Origin of the sequence: Streptomyces sp. NPDC005791 (genome assembly GCF_042871485.1) — a bacterium.
GTDB lineage: Bacteria > Actinomycetota > Actinomycetes > Streptomycetales > Streptomycetaceae > Streptomyces.
In genome coordinates, this window is the sequence record NZ_JBIAIP010000017.1 from 93189 (window position 1) to 113605 (window position 20417).

Sequence of the window (20417 nt, forward strand, 5' to 3'; positions counted from 1 at the left end):
TCCAGCGTCGTAGATCGCCGTGCGCAGGGCAGCCAGCTGAAATACTCAGTAGCGAGCTAAGCCGCTCAACCGAGGATGCTTCACCTGGCCCGGGCGGTTCAGAGCACGTGTGAACGGACGGCGGGAGGGATTCCCTGGTGGCCACTGGTCTGGTTTAGCGTGGCTCAGACACTCCAGCACACGGTCCCACCCGTCCACGAAGAGGGAGAAGCGACGCACAGTGGCCACATCGGTGCACGACGTTCTCAGAATGATCCGCGACAGCTCCCACACGAATCGTGACCGCGGTACCCGCTTCGAACAGCTCATGGTCCAGTACCTGCGAACCGATCCGCAGTGGACCCAGCAGTTCAGCCAGGTATGGATGTGGTCCGACTGGCCAGGGGCCGAGAGCGACAAGCGGGATGTCGGCATCGATCTCGTGGCTCAGGACCGGGAGACGGGCGGGCTCTGTGCCATCCAGTGCAAGTTCTACGAGCCGCAGCACACGGTGCAGAAGGTTGATATAGATTCCTTCTTTACTGCGTCCGGCAAGGGCAGCTTCACTCGTCGGATGATCATTTCTACGACGGAGAAGTGGGGCCCCAACGCCGAAGCAGCCCTTGAAGGCCAGCAGATCCCCGTCACGCGTATCGGTCTCGCGGAGATCAACGACAGCCCCGTTGACTGGGACATCGTCTGGCCCAAGCCGGGCGAGACTTTCGAGCTCCGCCTCAAGCATAAGAAGGCTCCGCGCCCGCACCAGCGAGAGGCGATCGACGCGGTTTTCGACGGCTTCGCGGACCACGACCGCGGAAAGCTGATCATGGCCTGCGGCACGGGTAAGACCTTCACCGGCTTGCAGATCGTGGAGCGGCTACAGAGGGAGCGAGCCGAGCGTGGCGAGGGCGGACATACTCGCATCCTGTTCTTGGTGCCGTCCATCGCCCTGCTCTCGCAGACTCTGCGCGAGTGGACCGCGCAGGCGCAGGTCCCGATGAACAGTTTCGCAGTCTGTTCTGACACAAAAGTCAGTAAGCAGGCCGCCACGAGTGGCGACCTGCAGGACATGGCTACCTACGATCTTGCGTTTCCCGCCACCACCAACCCTGCAAAGCTCGTCGAGCAGATGGAAAGCGTGGAGGCCGGCCCTGGCCTCACCGTAATCTTCTCCACCTACCAGTCGATCGCTACGGTGTCCCAGGCGCAGCAGGCTGGTGTGGGCGAGTTCGACCTGATCTTGTGTGATGAGGCGCACCGCACCACCGGGGTTTCGCTCACCCCGCAGGACGAGTCCAGCTTCGTGAAGGTCCACAACAACGTCTACGTCAAGGCAGCCCGCCGCCTATACATGACGGCGACCCCGCGCATCTTCAGCGATGACACCAAGACCGACGCCAAGCAGCAAGAAGTCGCTCTGGCCTCCATGGACGACGAGGCTCTCTTCGGACCGGAATTCCACCGCCTCGGCTTCGGCAAGGCCGTCCAGCAGGGCCTGCTTACCGACTACAAGGTGTTGATCCTCACCGTCGATGAGCAGTACGCCGCCGAATCACTGCAGCAGCAACTCGCCGACCAGAACAGCGAACTGTCGAATCTCGACGACGCCGTGAAGATCATCGGTTGCTGGAATGGCTTGGCCAAGCGCACCGGTACCTTCGCCGACGGAAGTGGATTCAAAGCGGGCGAGGCGCCGATGAAACGGGCTGTGGCCTTCGCTAAGAACATCGCCGACTCGAAGAAAATCACTGAACTATTCGCCGACGTCGTCGACGCCTACGACGGCACCGACGACAATATTCTGCAATGCGAGATCCAGCATGTCGACGGCACCTACAACACCCTGCGCCGCAACGTCCTGCTGGACTGGCTCAAGCAGGACCCCGGCGAGAACAAGGCCCGGATCCTCTCAAACGCCCGTTGCCTCTCAGAAGGCGTCGACGTCCCCGATCTAGACGCCGTGCTCTTCCTCCACCCCCGAAACTCCGTGGTGGACGTCGTCCAGTCCGTTGGACGCGTCATGCGCCTGGCCGAGGGTAAGAGCTACGGCTACATCATCCTGCCTGTCGGAATTCCCGCAGGCATGGCCCCCGACAAAGCCCTCTCCGATAATCAGCGGTTCAAGACCGTCTGGCAGGTCCTCAACGCGCTCCGCGCCCACGACGACCGCTTCAACGCGACCGTCAACCAGCTGGAACTGAACAAGAAGCGTCCCGACAACATCATGGTTGGCCATGCCGGCCCGGAGACCGATTCCCTCAGTGACGGCACCGGACATGCGCAGGGCGATGCAGCTGCGGCCCGCTGGGTGCAAAGCGCCTTCGGTGTTGAGGACTGGCGTGAGGCGATCTACGCCAGGATCGTCAACAAGGTTGGCGAGCGGCACTACTGGGAGGACTGGGCCAAGGACATTGCACAGATCGCCGAGAAACACGTCGCCCGCATCAGGGTGTCCCTGAAGCTTCCGCAGAAGAAGAAGGCGTTCGAGACGTTCGTCGAGGAGCTGCGCGCGAACATAAATCCCGGTGTCAGCGAAGACGATGCCATCGACATGCTCGCCCAGCACCTCATCACGAAGCCCGTCTTCGACGCACTGTTCAAGGATTACGCGTTCTCGGAGCACAACCCCGTCGCCCGCGCCATGCAGCGCGTGCTAGACACCCTCGAAGACCAGGCGATCGGGGACGAGGCCAAGAAGCTCGAGAGCTTCTACGAATCCGTACGCGTACGTGCCGAGGGCATCGACAACCACGAGGGCCGTCAACGCGTCATCACCGAGCTATACGAGAAGTTCTTCAAGACCGCCCTGCCCAAGACAGCCGCCGCGCTCGGCATCGTCTACACCCCTGTCGAAGTCGTGGACTTCATCCTCCGGGCGACGAACCAAGCCCTGGGCAAGCACCTCGGCCTTTCCCTGTCCGATGAAGGCGTCCACATCATCGACCCCTTCACGGGCACGGGAACCTTTGTCGTGCGCCTCCTGCAGTCCGGGCTCATCAAGCCGGAAGACTTGCTCCGGAAGTACGTCGGCGAACTCCACGCCAACGAGATTGTGCTCCTGGCGTACTACATTGCCGCAGTCAACATCGAGGCCGCATTCCACGATCAGTGTGAAGGCGATGAGTATATCCCGTTCGAGGGTATCGTCCTCACCGACACATTCCAGCTTGCCGAGGACAACGCGGAAAATCTGTTCAGCGGGCTCGAAGGTAACAGCGAGCGGGCCAAAAAGCAGCAGGCACAGGACATCCGAGTCATCATCGGTAATCCTCCCTATTCCGTCGGGCAGGACAGCCAGAACGACGATAACCAGAACCTCAAGTACGAGGCGCTGGACGAGCACGTCCGCACGACGTACGCTGCCAAGTCGACTGCATCAAACAAGAATTCCCTCTACGACTCCTATATCCGCGCCATCCGCTGGGCCTCAGACCGCATCAAGGATGAGGGCGTCGTCTGCTTCGTTTCTAACGGCGGCTACATTGACGGCAACACGGCGGATGGCCTGCGCAAGTCGCTCGTCGAGGAGTTCGATGCGATCTACTGCTACAACCTTCGTGGCAATCAGCGCACTGCCGGTGAACTTTCCCAGAAGGAAGGCGGCAAGATCTTCGGCTCCGGCAGCCGCAACACCGTTGCCATCCTCCTCTTGATCAAGAGCGGTGACGCGGCAGGAACGGACTGCGAGCTCCACTACCGGGACATTGGCGACTACCTCAACCGAGAGCGGAAACTCGCCATCGTCGCTAGCCAGGACCTCAGCACAGTCGAGTGGGAGCAGATAGTTCCCAGCGCCGAAGGGGACTGGATCAACCAGCGCGACCAGCAGTTTGGGGCGTTCCGGGCCATCGGGGAGAAGGGAAAGGCTCCCCAGTCCGAAGCTGTGTTCACACTGCACTCCAGCGGCCTGAAGACCGGACGTGACGCCTGGCTCTTCAACTTCTCCAAGCGGAAACTCTCGGCGAACGCTCGATCAATGATCGACTTTTACAACAGCCAGATGGAAGGGTTCGCGGAGTACTGCAAGGCCGCAGAGATCGCCACTGCAACAGCGGCGGACGTGTCGAAGTTCATCGACTTGGACCCCAAGAAGATTAGCTGGAACGAGTCGGACAAGGACCGGATCGGAAAGGGTGTCGTCTACGCCTTTGATAGGGACTCCGTCTGTGGCAGCACCTACCGTCCGTTCACAAAGCAGTGGGCGTACTTCGACCAGCGCCTTAATCAGCGGTCCTACCAGCTTCCGCAGATCTTCCCGACACCCGAGCACGAGAACCTCGGCATTTACAACGTAGGGAACGGTTCTGCCGTGCCGTTCTCCGTGCTCATGACCGACTCGCTGCCGGACCTGCACGTAACGGGAGCGGGAAGCGGAGGTCAGTTCTTTCCCCGCTACTCCTACCGTCAGCTCGGTGCTGGCGACGATCTATTCTCCGCTACCGAGGGCGACGGTTACGAACGCGTCGATAACATCAGCGATGCCGCTCTTTTCGACTATCGCAAGACGTATAACGGCGAATCCATCACCAAGGACGACATCTTCTACTACGTCTACGGTCTCCTGCACTCCCCGCAGTACCGTGAGCAGTTCGCCGCCGACCTGAAGAAGTCTCTGCCGCGTATCCCCAAGGCTCAGGACTTCAGCGGCTTCGCCGACGCCGGCCGTAAACTCGCAGACCTGCACATCAATTACGAGTCCGCCGAGCCGTACGCCGGAATCGTAGAAGACTTTACCGGCGCCAAGGACACACCCCCGTCTGAACTGTATCGCGTGGCCGCCAAACTGAAGTTCCCCTCCAGGAAGGGGGATAAGGACAAAACCACGATCATCTACAACAGTCGCGTGACCCTCTCCAACATCCCAGAGGAGGCGTACCGGTACCAGCTCGGCGCGCGTTCCGCGATTGAGTGGATCATTGACCGCTATTACGTCAAGACCGACAAGCTGAGCGGCATCGTCAACGACCCCAACGACTGGTCCGATGATCCGCGCTACATCATCGACCTCCTCAAGCGGATCGTGACCGTCAGCGTAGAGACGGTGAAGATCGTGGAGGCTCTCCCCCCACTGGACATCCTGGAGTAGGCATCAACCTGGCTCCGGACCATCTCGCACGTTCACGGATGACGGCGAGTAGCCCGGACCTGCCCAAGGGCAGGTCCGCTGGCCGAGCAGACGGCAGACCCATCGAGACCTACTGCTGCAACGCCGCGCGAGCTAGCCACCACGCGCATATGATCTTTGCTCAACTGAGTGGACTTGATAGGGGGGGAATGTGTCAGGCGAGGGCGCTGCCCATGAGGAACAGCACGAATCAGTCAACGGCTTGATCTCGGCATTCGGTAAGGAAGTCGCCGCAAAGCTCAACGGCCCCGGCGGCGAGGAGGAAGCCCTGACCTCCCCAGTGGAGGGCCTGTTGCGCGGAATGGCCAAGCGCCAGAACATCAGCGCAGTTGCCTACGGTCAGACCAGCATCAAGCAGCTCAGCGCGCGCCCCGACTTCGCCATAGGCGTCGGCAGCAAGATCATCGGTCACGTTGAACTCAAGAGGCCGGGCAAGGGTGTTGACCCCACCGCGTGGCAGGCAAAGAGTCATGATCGTCGGCAATGGGAAAAGATCCGCGTCTTGCCGAACCTCCTGTACACCGACGGGGAGCAGTGGGCGCTGTTTCGCGAGGGACAGCAGATTGGCAAGACCGCATTGCTCACAGGTGACCTGCGTGAGGGCAACGTGGTCCCTGCCGATGAGCAGTTCGCACAGCTCCTCGCCATGTTTCTCAGCTGGGCACCCCAGCAACCGGCCAGTCTGAGCGACTTGGTCAAACGCATCGCCGGCCTCAGCCGCTTGCTGCGCGACGAAGTGGCAGAGCAACTAACTCGCGAAGCTGAAGAGGAAGCGCAGCGCGCCTTCACTATCGTTGCCGATGACTGGAAGAACCTACTCTTTCCTGACGCTACGCCGGAGTCATTCGCCGACCAGTACGCCCAGACAGTCACTTTCGCACTGCTCCTTGCACAGATCGAGGGCATCGATCTGAAAACCCAGCCGCTTCCTGATGTCGCGCGAAAACTGGGCAAGCGGCACGCCCTCATGGGTAAAGCCTTGGCAGTCCTCACCGACGACGCTCTTGACGACCTGCGCGGTGTCGTCGGAGTGCTTGTGCAAGTGATTTCCGCTGTCGACCCCGCTCTGTTCGAGGACGAGACCGGTGACGCGTACCTCCACTTCTATGAGGGGTTCCTGGGCGCCTACGACTCGAAACTGCGGCAGAAGACCGGTATCTACTACACTCCCAGCGAAGTGGTGCGCTTCATGGTGGGATTTACCGACGCTGTACTACGCAGCCGACTAGGGCAGAGCGAGGGGTTCGCAAGCGACGAAGTGACAGTCGTCGACCCCGCCACTGGTACCGGCACATTCCTGATCAACATCATCGACCGCGTTGCCAAGGACGTGGAAAGTGAATATGGATCGGGTATCAAACCGTCCAAGCTGCGCAAACTTGCCGATCGCCTCATCGGTTTCGAGAAACAGACCGGTCCATACGCCGTGGCCGAACTGCGCATCAGCCATGCCTTCAAAGCTCATGAAGTCGGAATCGCTGACAACGCAGTCCGCCTGCATGTCACCGACACACTGGACGACCCTTCTCTCGAAGTGCGTCTTGGCTTCCACTACGAGGCCATTGCCAAGCACCGTCGGCTTGCCAACAAGGTCAAGACAACAGAGAACGTAATGGTCGTCATTGGCAACCCTCCCTACCGCGCAGGAGCCAAACGGGCCGGTCTAGGGCGCTGGGTGGTCGAGGGAAATGAGGTCGGCTCCGGGCCCATTCTCGACCAGTTCCGCGCCGTTGGGTCGCGCCGTCGCGACTATGTCCTGCACAACCTCTACATCTACTTCTGGGCATGGGCGGCTTGGAAAGCCTTTGCCGAGAGCCCGCATGATGGGGCTCACAAACCGCCGGCTGGAATAGTCGCGTTCATCACCAACGCTGGATACCTGGATAGTCAAGGTACAGCGGGTATGCGCAGCTACCTACGCAAGGCCGCCGATGAAGGCTGGATCATTGGTCTGTCTCCCGAAGGCCGACAGTCCAATGCCAGCACGCGGATCTTCCAGGCGATGCAAGAGGAGGTGTGCATTGGTGTTTTCGTCCGCCATGGAGACCCTAACCCGGACACGCCGGCGCACATCCGTCGGCTCGACGTCCCTCCGGGGCGACGCGAGGAAAAGTTCACCTGGCTGGAGAGCCTCGGCATCGACGGTCACCAGGATGGAGCCGAGTGGCAGGATTGCATTTCTGAGTGGCAGGCCCCGTTCCAACCTGGTGCCGGAGTGGCTTGGGAGGGCATGCCCACTCTGAACTTGCTCTTGCCCTGGACCACTTCGGGTAACAAGAACAACCGGACTTGGCCGGTCGCTCCTATCCAGGACGTACTAATCGATCGTTGGAAGCGACTCATCAAGGCCCCGAAGAACCACAAGGCCGCCTTGATGAAGGCAACGGACGACCGAACCCCTGAAAAGGCCGAGCCACCGCTACCGGGACACGAGCCCGGTTCGCTGCTCCCGTTGTCCGAAGAGACCGACCAGTCTCCGAAGCTCATCCGCTACGGAAGAATGACCTTCGACCGGCAGTGGCTCATCGCCGACCGCAGAGTCATCGACCGCCCCCGACCGCCCCTCTGGTTCGTCCAGGGGCCCGCCCAGGTCTATCTTTCAGAGCTGCACACAGAACCTGGCCGTCCCGGGCCGGCAGTGGGGTTCACCGCACTCATTCCCGACAACCACCACTTCAAGGGTACTCAGGCTGGGCGCATAATCCCTCTCCACCGGGATCCCCATGGCCTTCAGGCCAACGTGACACCGGGTCTCTTGCCGGCAGTGGAGCAGGCCATCGGAGTTCCTATCACCGCCGAAGACCTCTTCGCGTACATCGCAGGTATCGCAGGCCACGCTGGGTACAGTGAGCGTTACAAGGAAGAACGCACCGCAGGTGGAGTCCGCGTCCCCCTCACCCGGAGCCCCGAGCTCTGGCAACAGGTCACCGAGATCGGTCGCAGAGTCCTGTGGCTGCACACTTACGGTGAGCGCTACAGCAATCCGGAAGCCGGGCGCCCCCAGCAAACTCCAAGACTTCCTGACGGTATCCGCCCCCTGTGCACCGCCCCTATCGGCGAAACCCCGCACGGCATGCCCGACACCATCGAGTATGACGAAACCACCCACACACTCACCGTGGGCTCCGGCACCATTGCGCCAGTTTCACCGGAAGTTTGGGACTACCGGATCGGTGGTGTGCGGGTCGTCGAGAAGTGGTTCGATTTCCGCAAGCGCGAACCTGATGTGGAGCGCCAGACTCCACTGAACGACCGCAACCCAGAAACTTGGCCTCCGGAGTACACCACGGAGCTATTGAGCCTTCTGAATGTCCTTGGCTCCCTGGTTGCAATCGAACCCGAGCAGGAACGGCTACTCGCTGCTGTAGATGAGGGGAGTCTGATCAGTGTCGATGACCTCACCACGCTGGGCGTACTGCCCGTTCCACCCTCAGCAGAGAAGAAGCCGGTGATCCCCCGCTCTACCGCCCAGGATCACTAGCGGGGACCGGAGCGTAGAAGGAGGCGATCGGGCGTATGCGCCCGATCGCCTGCGGATCTGTATCTCTGCCACGCTTCTTCTTCGCGTTCGGCTGCATGGATACTGGGCTCACCTTCGGCCCTGGGGGGAGCGCCTGGAGCGCGAAGTGGAACTTCGGAGGCCAGAGCCCCGCAGAGGGTCGATGTGCCGATGGCTCGCCCAGAGGCAGCTCGATGGTCGCCGCGAAACCTCGCCCGCCGGGCGGGGACGCGCAGAGCGCTTAAGGCTGGTAGCCATGCCTCCTCCCTACCCTCCCGGGTTCCGGGCCCGCGCCATCGCACTGGTCCGCGCCGGCAAGTAGTCCGCGGTTCGAGCTCGGCATCCATCCCGACATCCCTCCGAGAACGAGGTGGAGCAGGGACATCCCAGGGACTTATCAGGGAGTTTCACGTCTGCCCCAGGGAGGTTTCAGTGACTTTCCGTCGCGTAAGCAGGGAAGGCCATGACAGCGCTGAAAGACACGAAAGTGCTGGTCAGGGCGCATCCGCCTAGCACTCGATGATGTTCACCGCGAGGCCGCCCCGGGCCGTCTCCTTGTATTCGACGGACATGTCCGCGCTGCTGCCCTTCGTGGTCTTGATGACCTTGCCGGCTTCGATGTGCGCGCCTGCCCTCCCATCTCTGGTACGGCCCGTGCGTCGACTCGACCGCGCCACGCGCCGTACCCGCACCGCACTCTTCCTGACCGTGTAGAACACCCTGGCCATGGCACTGATCAGCGAGCCGAGGACCGGGGCGTATCACCCCGGGTTTCGAGGCGGCTGGGCGAATGCTCGCCCGGTACGTGTAGGGGTCCGGGCCGGTAGGCGCTGTCGACGGTGGAGACCAGCAGCGCCCAGTCCAGTACACACCGCCGTTCCAGCCCTCGCCGTACGGGATGCCGTGGGCGTCGGGGGCGCAGCCGTCCAGTCTCTACCCAGAAGTACCCCCCCGGCGGCCCTGTCTACGATCTCCTGTTCCTCGATTCCGACGCCGACGCGCGGTAGGGGCTCACGCGTTCCGCTCGCCACCGCTTCGCCGCCTCTCTCGCGAACATCTCGAGCCTTGTACTCCGAGGGTGCATGTAGACGTAGCAATCGGCAGCGCGGATTTGCACGATATTGATTTGGTCCATGAGGGCCCGAGGGATGGTGCTAACGATGTTGTTCCTTCCCAGGGCCAGGAGATGTCGGGGAGTGATCGGCAAAACGATGGAGTGTGCGTCACCGATGGCCATGTTGTACGACCAGGGCCTGGTATCCGTACGCACGGTCACCGCTGGATTGTCGCCGATCAAGAACTGCCCATTTTCTGGCGTCAACACCTCCAACCGCCAGTTCGAAGCCGTGGCACGCACTCTGTTGAACATGCTCTCGATGCTGGTGCGAAACAGTGCGCCTGTTCCGAAGCCCTGGGTGACCTCGGACTGCTCGACGAGACGCCCAGCGAAGGCATTGAGGGCGCCCTCGCTGGCAAGGTGCAGCCCGGTCTGCCGCAACGCCTCACGGCGCAGCGGGTCCGGGAACCGTCCGACGACCTCCCTGCGGACCTTCACACGCACGGTCTCAAACGCGTTGGTGTACACGTCGCGATAGCGGTGTGACCGCACGTAGTGCAGCACGATCAGGTCACGCAGAGCCTCGACGTGCAGGGGATCGGCGAACGGTGTGCCTGCGTACACTGCCTCGATGGCAGCGTGAGCGCCCCTCTCTACGGAGTCCCACAACTTCTCAGCAGACGCGGAGTCGAACGCCACGAAGGTGTCGGCCCAGCCGCACGTCCGTGTGCTCGCGAGCTTGTTCCGACGCTCCGGGTTTTGCACATCGACGGGACGCAACTGAAGGCCGCTGCCTTCCGGCCCGGCTGTGGTGAACTGCTTGAGCAGGACCTGCGAGACGAGGTGCTGCCGGCGTATCTGCGTTGCCTTCACCCTCATGATTCTGGCAAGGTCCGGGCGCAGGGGCCAACGGTTTCCCGAAGTCAGAATGGGTTTGCGCTGTCCCACGACGACACGACACCCACCCTCTGTGTATCGCGGCGGCAGTTCCGGCACTTCGAGGCGTAGGAAGGCTGGGTCAGGCGGAGCGGTGCTGAGGGTCGGCGTCCTGTGCTTCGGCGAAAGTGCCGTAGTCGGTGGACCGGTCGAGGAAAGTGAAATCCATGTCTCCAGCGGTGAAGCGGCTCGTGTAGTAGTGACCCGAGGCGACCTTGGGAGACAGACCAGTGACCGCTATGCGGCAAGCACCCTCGTGCCGAGGACTACGGTGCTGATGCTCGACACGAGGTCTGTTCTCGTAGAGGAACCCGATTTCGCACGTACTGGAGTTCTCGGGGGCATTGAGAGTGGCGTTGCTGGAGTGGGAGGTGCTTTCCGCGGTGCGGAGCATCGCGTGCAGGCTCCAGAACGTCTGCTCGATGGTCATGTATGTCGTGATCGGGCCCCGGTTACCCCCTTCGGGGATGTGGCTGTCGGGGCTGGGGGACAACACAACACGCCATGTCCCCGTGACCCATGGGCGGCCAGTAAGACGGTGGATACCAGGCCAATGCCAGGCCCATTTGTCGAAGGCGAGTACGCCATAGCCGACGACAGATGGGACGTAGGCGAACAGGTAGCGAAACTCGGACGGGTACAGGCCCAAGGCCACTAGTACGCCGGTGTAGATCGTGGTGGCGATGGTGGCGCCGGTCCGAAGGGCGGTGGCCTGGTTCATCCTCAGCCTCCGTAATTCAGGTAGCGCCAGCCGTGGAGGATCAGGTCCAGGGCATCCTGCTCCCTCCACTTCTGCTCCGAACCGAAGAGCATCTTGATCTCGTTTGGTTCCTGCATGAGCTGGCGTTCGGTGGCTGAGTCGAGCTGTCGGTAGACCTCAGCCAAGCTCGCGCTGACGGCGTCATCGAGGTCCCCGTTCAAGAAGACGGGATTGGGCACGTTGTAGATCAGGCACTCGGAGAAGTAGGAGGGCAGGGCCTCGATGACGCCCTCGGCTGTGAGGTCGTTCTCCACGTTCTTCAGCACTCGCACAACGAACTTGTATCGCTGGTGGGTCGCGGTGTTCTTCGCGCGCCCATTGGCGAACTGAAGCTCGGGCCAGTTCACGATCTTCTTGCCATCTTGGCCGAAGACCACACTTCCTTCGTACATCCCGCCCGGTGCTGCACCGTCATACAGAACGTACTTGAAGCACGGCACGACGTCGGTGCTGGGACGGCTACCTGGGACTTCGGGTACGTAGAAGGCGATGTTGTGATCCGACTCCACGTTTCCGAACGAGGCGTCCAGTGCTGCGTAGACCTCGCGGCGAAGGACGTCTTTCGTCCAGGACCCCGTGTAGTCCGGGCCAGCGAGAATCGGCACCTGCCCGTCATAATAGAAGCACTCGTTCAACTGGACCTTGATATCGACGTCACTGTCTCCACGGACGTTGGTGTTGTTTGGGTACGAGCCCTTGGCCTCCACGTGGATGTTGACGCCATGGAAGGCCGCATGCTGATCAATCGCAGCCCGCACCATGCCCTCTGCCCGCCTGAGGCGACGCTCCTCTGATGGCCCCGGCGGACTCTTCCACTTACTGATCAAGGCCAACCGCTCGTACGTCGTCAACTGCCGTGCCACGGAATCCTCCACCCCATCGGTCTAACGCCGAGAGCAGCTTAGAAGCCGGGACTGACAACGAGCCGTGGCTAACTCACGGTCAAGTGCGCCACGTATCTAGTGACCGTCTCCGCGTTAGCAGGCAGCGGCCGCCGACCAACGCTCGCGCACCAGGCAATGAAGGCGGCCGTGTCGGAGGAGTACATCAGGCGGGTGGAGTCGGTCAGCTGGCGGTCGGTCTCGGCCGTCCCCACGGCTATGTGCTGAGGGCCAGAGCCTGGGGCGCGGAGACTTGTCACGCTGCTCATCGTGGGGCGGCCCGACACCTCGTCGGCCCGGACGTCGCAGCGGGTGCTCCCACGAGGTGGGCGCAGGCTCAGGCCGTGACACGGCGCCCGTCTACGACAGAGGACGCGCCCCCTGGTGCGGGTCCTCTTCTGCGTGGCGAAGTGGTCAGCCGGAGAACTTGGATGCGCGGTCGGACCCCGGGCTGCGTCGCGAGGCCGGAGCCGTCGGGCAGATGGCGGCTCACCTCGTCGCCCAGACGCGGTCGGCGTGACCCGACAGGCATCGGATGTTGCGAGGCCACTTCGGCGACAACCCTCCGTAAAGACTGACGGTTACTCAGGTGTTCTTGACGCCCCATCATTCATTCAAGATCATCTTGCACGTGCGTTGCACAAGGTACTGAAAAGCGACAGGGATCAGTGAAGGGCTGTGAAGGTGAGTATTCGCAGGTCAGATGGAGTGTTGAGGTGTTGTGCCCCTTGGGTCCAAGGGGCACAACACCCCGCCGGTCAGATGTCCCGGAAGAGACCAGCCAGCGTGGTGACCTGCCACGATGAGGGGGATTTGGCCGCTGACCTGCGCGAATGGTCTTTCAGCTGTTTCATGCTCGTGCCGGTTGATGAAGCCGGAAGTCCCAGAAAAGTCCCAGAGGACTCCCACGGCTGACGGACGCCCTTTCGGTTCGACTCACCGTAGGGCAGCGCGGTGGGGCCGGGGCTGTGCGCTGGAGGTCGGCCTTGTTCCTTCGCGGTAGTAGGCGGCTCACCTCCGCTCGTGCGGAGAGCACGTCTGCTGGCCTACCTGGGTGTGCCGGTTCAGTTTCGCCGTGCCGCGTCCGCATTCCGCACCAACTTCGCCGCGTGGTCGGCCGAGTCGGCCAAGTTCCGGAGTGCGCGGGAGACCCGGCTGAGGAACACCACAGCGTGGTCGGCGAGGGTGGAACCGCTTCTGACGTGCAGATCCTCGAAGTGCCAACTCTCCGTGTATTTCGGACGCTCCATCATGCCGGCTGCCTGGCGGTCCTTGAGCCCGCAGAAGAGAGCTGCTGATCCGTCGCGCCCGTCTCTGCGCGCATCCTCGGGGGGCCTGGACCGCCAGGCATCTCGGCCGGGCATCCTGGCGTGCGCCTGGGCGGATCTCTGTCGTTCGTCATCCCTGTGCCCGTCAGATCGGCCCTGGTGCCGGTCGGACAGGTATCCAGAACTTCATCAGTGCCGATGTAAGAGGCTGTCATTCTTCGCGTGGCTGTTTCACATGTGCGCCCAAGGGCAACGAAAGGCAACGGATCATGGATGTCGGGGAGTTCGTGGCCGAACTGAACGCGGCCGGTGTGGTGATGCACGAGGAGGAGGGAAGGCTCCGATATCGCGCACCCCAAGGAGTGATGACACCGGAGCGGATGGAGGCGCTCCGTGCACACCGTGACGCCATCCTCGCTCTGTTGCGCGCTGAGGAGTACGGGCCCGCCGTGAGCGCCGACCCGGCGTCGTCCCATGAGCCCTTCCCGCTCACCGACGTCCAGTCGGCCTACCTGCTCGGCCGGAGCGAGGCGTTCGACTACGGCGGCGTGGCGTGCCACGGCTACCTGGAGATCTCCCTCCCGCGCTGGGGTGCCGAACGGATCGAGAAGGCCTGGAACGAGCTGATTCAGCGTCACCCCATGCTGCGCGCCGTGGTCGTGGCGGAGGGGTACCAGCGGGTGCTCCCGAAGGTCCCGCACTACCGCGTCCGACACGAGGACCTGCGCGGCGCCACTCAGGAGGCCGAGGCGCGGGCCCTGGAGTCGACCCGGAGCGAGATGTCCCACCAGGTGCGGCAGACCGACACGTGGCCCCTGTTCGACATCCGGGTCACCGACACCGACGAGGCGCTGCTTCTGCACGTGGCCGTCGACCTGCTCATCTGCGACTACAGCAGCATCCGGCTGCTGCTCGAGGAATTGGCGGACCTGTGTACGGGCACCGCGCGGCCCGAACCGCCGGACGCGACGTTTCGTGACCACGTCCTGGCTGCGGGAGGGGTGCGGGAGGGCTCCCGCTACCGGCGGGACCGCGACTACTGGTGGTCCCGGATCGATGACCTGCCGGCCGCCCCCGACCTGCCGCTGCGCACCGACTCGCTCAGTGCCCCGCCGCGCTTCACGCGGCACGGACTGCGGCTGACCCCCGCGCAGCTGGCGGCCCTGGCCCTGCGCTCCACCGAGGCCGGTCTGACCGCCTCCGGCGTCCTCCTGCAGACCTTCGCCGAGACGATCGGCCGCTGGAGCCGCCATCCCCGGTTCACCCTCAGCCTCACGGTGCAGAACCGGCTCCCGCTGCAGCCCGGGACCGACCGCATCATCGGCGATTTCAGCTCCACGAGTCTGCTCTCCGTGGACCTCACCGAAGGGTCGACGCTCGTCGACCGCATGCGAGCCGTCCAGGCACGCCTCTGGGAGGATCTGGACCACCGGCTCTGCTCGGGCGTCGAGGTACAGCGGGAGCTGGCCCGCCGCCGCGGACGCGCCGAGGCGCTCTTGCCGGTCACCTTCACCAGCACCGTCAACGGCTCCTCGGGCGCCGAGTCCACAACCTCGCTGATGCCCGGAGGCCGGCTGGTCCACGGCATCACCCAGACCCCCCAGGTCTGGATCGACTGCCAGGTGATGGAGGACGGCGGCGGCCTCCTCGCCCACTGGGACGTGCGCGACGGAGTCTTCCCCGAAGGCATGGTCGACGACATGTTCGCCGCCTTCGCCGATCTCGTGACGCGGCTGGTCGACGCTCCCGCCGCCTGGGAGGACGCCGACCCGCTGGCGCTCCCCGTCCGGCAGACACGCTGCGTGGCCGACGTCAACGACACCGCCGCCGCACTCCGCCACCAGCTTCTGCACACCGCGGTCCTCGACCAGGAGGAACGCACCCCCGGGCGGACCGCGGTGGTGACCTCCTCGCGGAGCCTCGACTACGGCGAACTCCTCGGCAGGGCACGCGCCGTGGCCGCCGCCGTCCTCGACGCCGGCGGCCGGCCCGGACAGCGGGTGGGCATCGTGATGGAGAAGGGCTGGGAGCAGGTCGTCTCCGTCCTCGGCATACTGCTCGCAGGCGCCGCCTATCTGCCCGTGGACACCACGCAGCCCGCGCTGCGCCGTAACGCCGTACTGGCCGACGCCGAGGCGCACCTCGTGCTCACCCAGTCCGCACTGCTGCGCTCCCTCGACCTCCCGGCGGGTGTGCGAGCGGTCGCCGTCGACGCCCTGGCTCCCGTCGGCCGGGGGGACCACGCCGTCCCGCGGCACCGGGCGGCACCCGACGACCTCGCCTACGTCATCTACACCTCGGGCTCCACCGGCACTCCCAAGGGTGTGATGATCAGTCATGCTGCCGCACTCAACACCATCGACGACGTCAACGCCCGATTCTCGGTGACCGCCGACGACCGTGTGCTCGGACTGGCCCAGCTCGGCTTCGACCTGTCGGTGTACGACATCTTCGGTCCCCTCTCGACCGGGGGCACGCTCGTCCTGCCCGACGCGGCCCGCCGCGGTGATCCCGTGCACTGGGCGGAGATGGTCGCCGATCACGCCGTCACCGTGTGGAACTCCGTGCCTGCGCAGATGCAGATGCTCGAGGAGTACCTCCGCACCGAACCCGGTGTCGACGTCTCCCGGCTCCGCCTGGCGATGCTGTCGGGTGACTGGATACCCGTCACCCTCGCCGGCGCAGTGCGGAGCCGTGTTCCCGGGCTGGACGTGGTGAGCCTCGGCGGCGCCACGGAGGCGGCCATCTGGTCGATCTGTCACCCCATCACCACGGTCGAGCCCGGCGCGCGCAGCATCCCGTACGGAAAGCCCCTGGCGAACCAGCGCTTCCACGTTCTGGACACGTTCCTGCGCGAGTGCCCCGTCCACGTCACCGGCGAGCTGTACATCGCCGGAGCTGGTCTCGCCCTCGGCTACCTCGGTGACGCCGAGCGCACCGCCGAGCGGTTCGTGACCCACCCCGTCACCGGCGAACGGCTCTATCGCACGGGCGACACGGGCCGGCGCCTCGACGACGGCGCGATCGAGTTCCTCGGCCGCCTCGACCGTCAGGTCAAGCTGAACGGCCACCGGGTCGAGCTCGCCGAGGTCGAGGCAGCGCTCCTAGCCCACCCCGCCGTGGAGACTGCCGCGGCCACCCTCCAGGGCGACGGCACCGCACGCCGGCTCGTCGCCTTCGCCGAGCCCGTGCGGACCGAAGCACCCGAACTGCCCGGCGTGCTGCGGGACAAGGCGGCTGCGGGCGCTACCGAAACCGTTCCGGCGGGCGAGGTGGCCGAGATGGTCGAACTGCTCGACATCTCCGCCCTTCAGGCGATGGCCGTCCTCTTCCGGTCCTGCGGACTCTTCCCCGACGCCACCTCCGAGCACACCGCCGAGGAGGTCATCGACGCCGTGGGCGCGGCCGCGGAGAACCACTACCTCGTACGGCGCTGGCTCAACGCCCTGGAGCAGGAGGACCGGCTCGTCCAGGACGCGCACACCGGCCGCTACCGCGCGCTGCGGGAGGACGTGTCCGGGGAGCACGAGGACGTCCTGGGCCGGATCGACGCGCTCGAACCCCGGATACGCTGGGGCGCCGAACTCGTCCGTTACCACCGGGTCTCCGAGCAGCACCTCGCCCGGCTCCTGCGCAACGAGATCGACCTCAAGACGCTGCTCTTCCCCGAGGGTCGGCTGGAGACCGCCGAGGCGGCGTACCGGGACAACCTGATCAGCCGCCACAACAACGCGGTAGTGGTGGCGGCGCTCCGCGACATCGCACAGCGGCACAGCGGCCCCGAGCCGCTCAGGCTCCTGGAGATCGGCGCCGGGGTGGGCGGCACAAGCACCGTCCTGGTGCCCGAGCTCGACGGTCTGGGCGTCGACTACCTGTTCACCGACCTGTCCCACTTCTTCCTGACCGCGGCGCAGGAGAAGTTCCAGGACTTTCCCTGGGTGCGCTACGGGCTGTTCGACCTCAACCGTGACTACCGCGCGCAGGGCCTCGCGCCGAACTCGTTCGACGTGATCCTGCTGGCCAACGTCCTGCACAATTCCGTGCATGCCGAGCACGTCCTCGCCCGGCTGCGGGAGCTCCTCGCGCCCGGCGGCTGGCTGGTCTTCATCGAGGCGACCCGCGACGCGTACCACGTCATGACCTCCATGGAGTTCAATGCGGGCCTCCACGGCTTCGAGGACGAGCGCCGGGAGACGGGCCAGACCTTCTTCGGAAGGGAGCAGTGGCTGCGGATGCTCCGCGAGGCGGGTGCCGAGGTCGCCCTCTGCCTCCCCGAGGAGGACAGCCCGCTGTCCCGCGTCGGCCAGCACGTCTTCGCGTCCCGGTTCAAGGCCGACCGGACCCGGCTCCGGCCCGAGGCGCTCGACGGCCATCTGCGCGACCGGCTTCCGGCGTACATGATTCCGGCCGAACTCCAGATCGTGGACCGTGTACCTCTCACCAACAACGGCAAGGTCGACCGCGCCCGTCTCGACGCCTGGACCGCCTCCGCGGCGCGGGGGAGGGTCGAGGAGGGCGGCGACGCGCCACGCCCCGGCATGGAGCAGACCCTGGCCGCGCTCTGGACGGACGTGCTGCCCGTCCCCTTCGTCGGCCGTGAGGCCAACTTCTTCGACCTCGGAGGCGACTCGCTCCTGGTGGCCCGGCTCGTGACCATGATGCGCGAACAACTGCCCGAGGCCGCCGACCTGGAGTGGGACGATCTGCTGCGCCTGGTGATGAACCGGCCGACCGTGGCGGCGCTGGCCGGCCGGCTCGGCGCCGTGCGCTGCACGGCCCCCGGTCTGGCGGGGGCGCTCCCCGCCTCCCCAGTGGTCCGGATCAGCGAAGGGGCCGCAGGTGCGTCGGGTGCTGCCACCAGGGTGCTGGTGCACGACGGGACGGGCACCCTCATCCCGTACCGTGCGGTGATCAGCGAGCTGCAGGACCGGCTGCCCCTGGCCGGACTCGTCGTCGACGACATCGAGGGGTTCCTGAAGGCGGATCCGCGCACCCAGGTCGCGGAGCTCGCCGACCGACACGCCGAGGCTCTGCTCGCCGAAGGGCTGGGGCGCGTCCACCTCGTCGGCTACTGCATGGGCGGTCTGCTGGTGCCCGAACTCGCCCGCCGGCTGACCGACGCCGGGGCGGAGGTGACCGGCGTCACCGTCATCAGCAGCTACCGGGTGCCGTACCTCGTAGAGGACGATCTGCTGGCCGAGTACATCTTCGCCCGGCTGATGCGGGCGGACCTGGTCGGACTCGGCTACCCCCGGGACGAGTCGGCGACACGGGACCTCGTGCGGGCGACCACCGAGTGCTTCCCGAGCACGGTGCCGCAGGGCAGCCTCGTCGACATGCCGGAGTCGGCCCTGACCGGGCCCGGCAGGGAGGCGCTGCGGGCCTTCCAGGCGCTCGCCGGGCGGCCGCAGGAGAAGCGTCTGCGTGCCATCGGGGCGTCGATGCCGGTGGAGGACGCCGAACTCCGCTCCGCGGAGCGGTTGACCCGGCTGTACCGCATCGTCAAACACAGCCTGGTCGCCGTCGCCTCGCACGAGGCGACGGCCTGTGACCTGCCGGCCACGTTCGTCCGCCAGACGGGCGAGGCCGAGATCTTCCCCGGCATGCACCGTGACATGACGGACTACTGGCAGCAGGTGTGCGGCGAGGGACTGAGCGTGGTCGACGTGTCCGGCGACCACTTCAACTGCGTCCAGCCGCCCCACGCCGAGGCCGTGGCGCGCGCACTGCTCCCCGAGGACGCCCGGTGAGCGGCGGCGTATCCCTGATCGGCGTCCTCGGCGGGTACGGAGCGGTCGGCGCGGCCGCCGCCCGCGCCCTCGCCGCCGAGGGAGAATTCCGGCTGCGGATCGGCGGCCGGGACCCCGAGGCGGCGGCGCGCTGCGCCGCCGCCCTCGGCGGGCCCGCCGACGCGAGGGCAGTCGACGCCCGGTCCGAGAGGAGCCTCGAACGGTTCGCCCACGGCTGCGACGTGGTCCTCAACTGCGCGGGGCCCGCCTACGAACTGGCCGGCCGTCCCCGTCGGGCGGCGGCCGCCGCGGGGGCCGACTACGTGGACGTGATGGACGGCTGCGGTCCCGGCCCCGCCCCGGCGGGGGAGCGTACGTCGGTTCTGTCGGCCGGTCTCTCGCCTGGTCTGTCCGGGCTGCTGCCCCGCATCCTGGTCGACGAGCGGGTCCCCCCGGGGACCGCCCGGTTCACCGGGTACTACGTCTCCCTCGGCGCCTTCACCCGGACCGCTGCCATGGACTACCTGCTGAGCCTGGACCGCGGTTACGGCACACCGCGTGCCCAGTGGCGCGACGGGCACGTGGTGCACGGTGTCCTGCGCGGCGAGCAGGAGCGCGTGGTTGCGGGGGTGACGCACCCGGTCACCGTGCACCCTTTTCTCACCCAGGAGTTGGTGAGCCAGGCCCGTGTGCTGGCCCTCGCCGAGGCCCGCTGGTACAACGCTTTCGACGGCCGGCACCTGCTCGACGCGCTGAACCGCCACCGGGCCGGCGACGGCCGGGCGGGCAGCCTCGACGCGCAGGCCGCAGCAGTGGTGCGGGCCAGCACGCTCGACGCCCTCGGGCGGACCCCGTACCACGTGCTGTGCGGCGTACTGAGGTTCCCCGGCCCCGACGGTGCGCAGGTGCGGCGGACGGCGGTGATCCGCGGCGAGGACGGCTCGGCGATGACCGGAGTGGTGGGCGCGGTCGCGGCCCGGGAGGTGGCCCGGGGGCTCGTCCCGCTCGGAGTGCACAGGGCCGCGCAGTTGCTGCCACCCCGAACGGTGCTGGACGCGTTGCGGCGGCACCTGCGCGGCACGGTCGTCACGGTCTCCGGTGAGGGGGCCGCCGAGGACGTCGTCCCCGCGGACCCGGTCATGGAGGAAGGCATGGTGTGAGCGGCCCTGGGAGTCACGGCGGC

General features: G+C 65.3%; 7 protein-coding genes and 1 pseudogene. 4 read left to right on the forward strand and 4 right to left on the reverse strand.

The features are described 5' to 3' along the window. The first annotated feature begins 250 nt into the window (after positions 1-250). Positions 251-5065, forward strand: a complete 4815-nt coding sequence (locus ACFYSH_RS28725) for a DEAD/DEAH box helicase (RefSeq protein WP_359468798.1) — start codon at positions 251-253, stop codon at positions 5063-5065. A gap of 190 nt (positions 5066-5255) precedes the next feature. Further along, the gene (locus ACFYSH_RS28730) at positions 5256-8585 is read left to right on the forward strand and encodes a type ISP restriction/modification enzyme (protein ID WP_388756284.1); all 3330 of its coding nucleotides are present in this window, start codon (positions 5256-5258) and stop codon (positions 8583-8585) included. 527 nt (positions 8586-9112) lie between these two features. Here ACFYSH_RS28730 and ACFYSH_RS28735 read toward each other — a convergent pair. The 4 genes and pseudogenes from ACFYSH_RS28735 to ACFYSH_RS28750 form a co-directional block, all read right to left on the reverse strand. Further along, positions 9113-9301 (reverse strand): annotated as a pseudogene (locus ACFYSH_RS28735) (L-serine ammonia-lyase); the annotation flags it as partial. Positions 9302-9567: 266 nt separating this feature from the next. Then, on the reverse strand, positions 9568-10533 hold the full coding sequence (locus ACFYSH_RS28740; RefSeq protein WP_359468794.1) for a DUF4238 domain-containing protein: 966 nt from the start codon (positions 10531-10533) through the stop codon (positions 9568-9570). A 145-nt stretch (positions 10534-10678) separates the two neighbouring features. Beyond that, complete coding sequence (locus tag ACFYSH_RS28745) at positions 10679-11317, reverse strand: hypothetical protein (protein ID WP_359468791.1); 639 nt, start codon at positions 11315-11317, stop codon at positions 10679-10681. A 2-nt stretch (positions 11318-11319) separates the two neighbouring features. Further along, positions 11320-12219 (reverse strand): hypothetical protein, encoded by a 900-nt coding sequence (locus tag ACFYSH_RS28750; RefSeq protein WP_359468788.1) that lies wholly within the window; start codon positions 12217-12219, stop codon positions 11320-11322. A gap of 1555 nt (positions 12220-13774) precedes the next feature. Here ACFYSH_RS28750 and ACFYSH_RS28755 point away from each other — a divergent pair. Together ACFYSH_RS28755 and ACFYSH_RS28760 are read left to right on the forward strand one after the other, a co-directional pair. Next, positions 13775-19255 (forward strand): amino acid adenylation domain-containing protein, encoded by a 5481-nt coding sequence (locus tag ACFYSH_RS28755; protein ID WP_359468785.1) that lies wholly within the window; start codon positions 13775-13777, stop codon positions 19253-19255. Beyond that, entirely contained in the window at positions 19252-20394 is a 1143-nt protein-coding gene (locus tag ACFYSH_RS28760; protein WP_359468783.1) for a saccharopine dehydrogenase NADP-binding domain-containing protein, read from the forward strand. Before ACFYSH_RS28755 ends, ACFYSH_RS28760 begins: the two co-directional genes overlap by 4 nt. Positions 20395-20417: the final 23 nt, after the last annotated feature.

Coding starts and splice junctions, on each gene's coding strand:
- ACFYSH_RS28755 (WP_359468785.1), top strand. CDS start 13,775: ATGGATGTCGGGGAGTTCGTGGCCGAACTGAACGCGGCCGGTGTGGTG.
- ACFYSH_RS28745 (WP_359468791.1), bottom strand. CDS start 11,317: ATGAACCAGGCCACCGCCCTTCGGACCGGCGCCACCATCGCCACCACG.
- ACFYSH_RS28725 (WP_359468798.1), top strand. CDS start 251: ATGATCCGCGACAGCTCCCACACGAATCGTGACCGCGGTACCCGCTTC.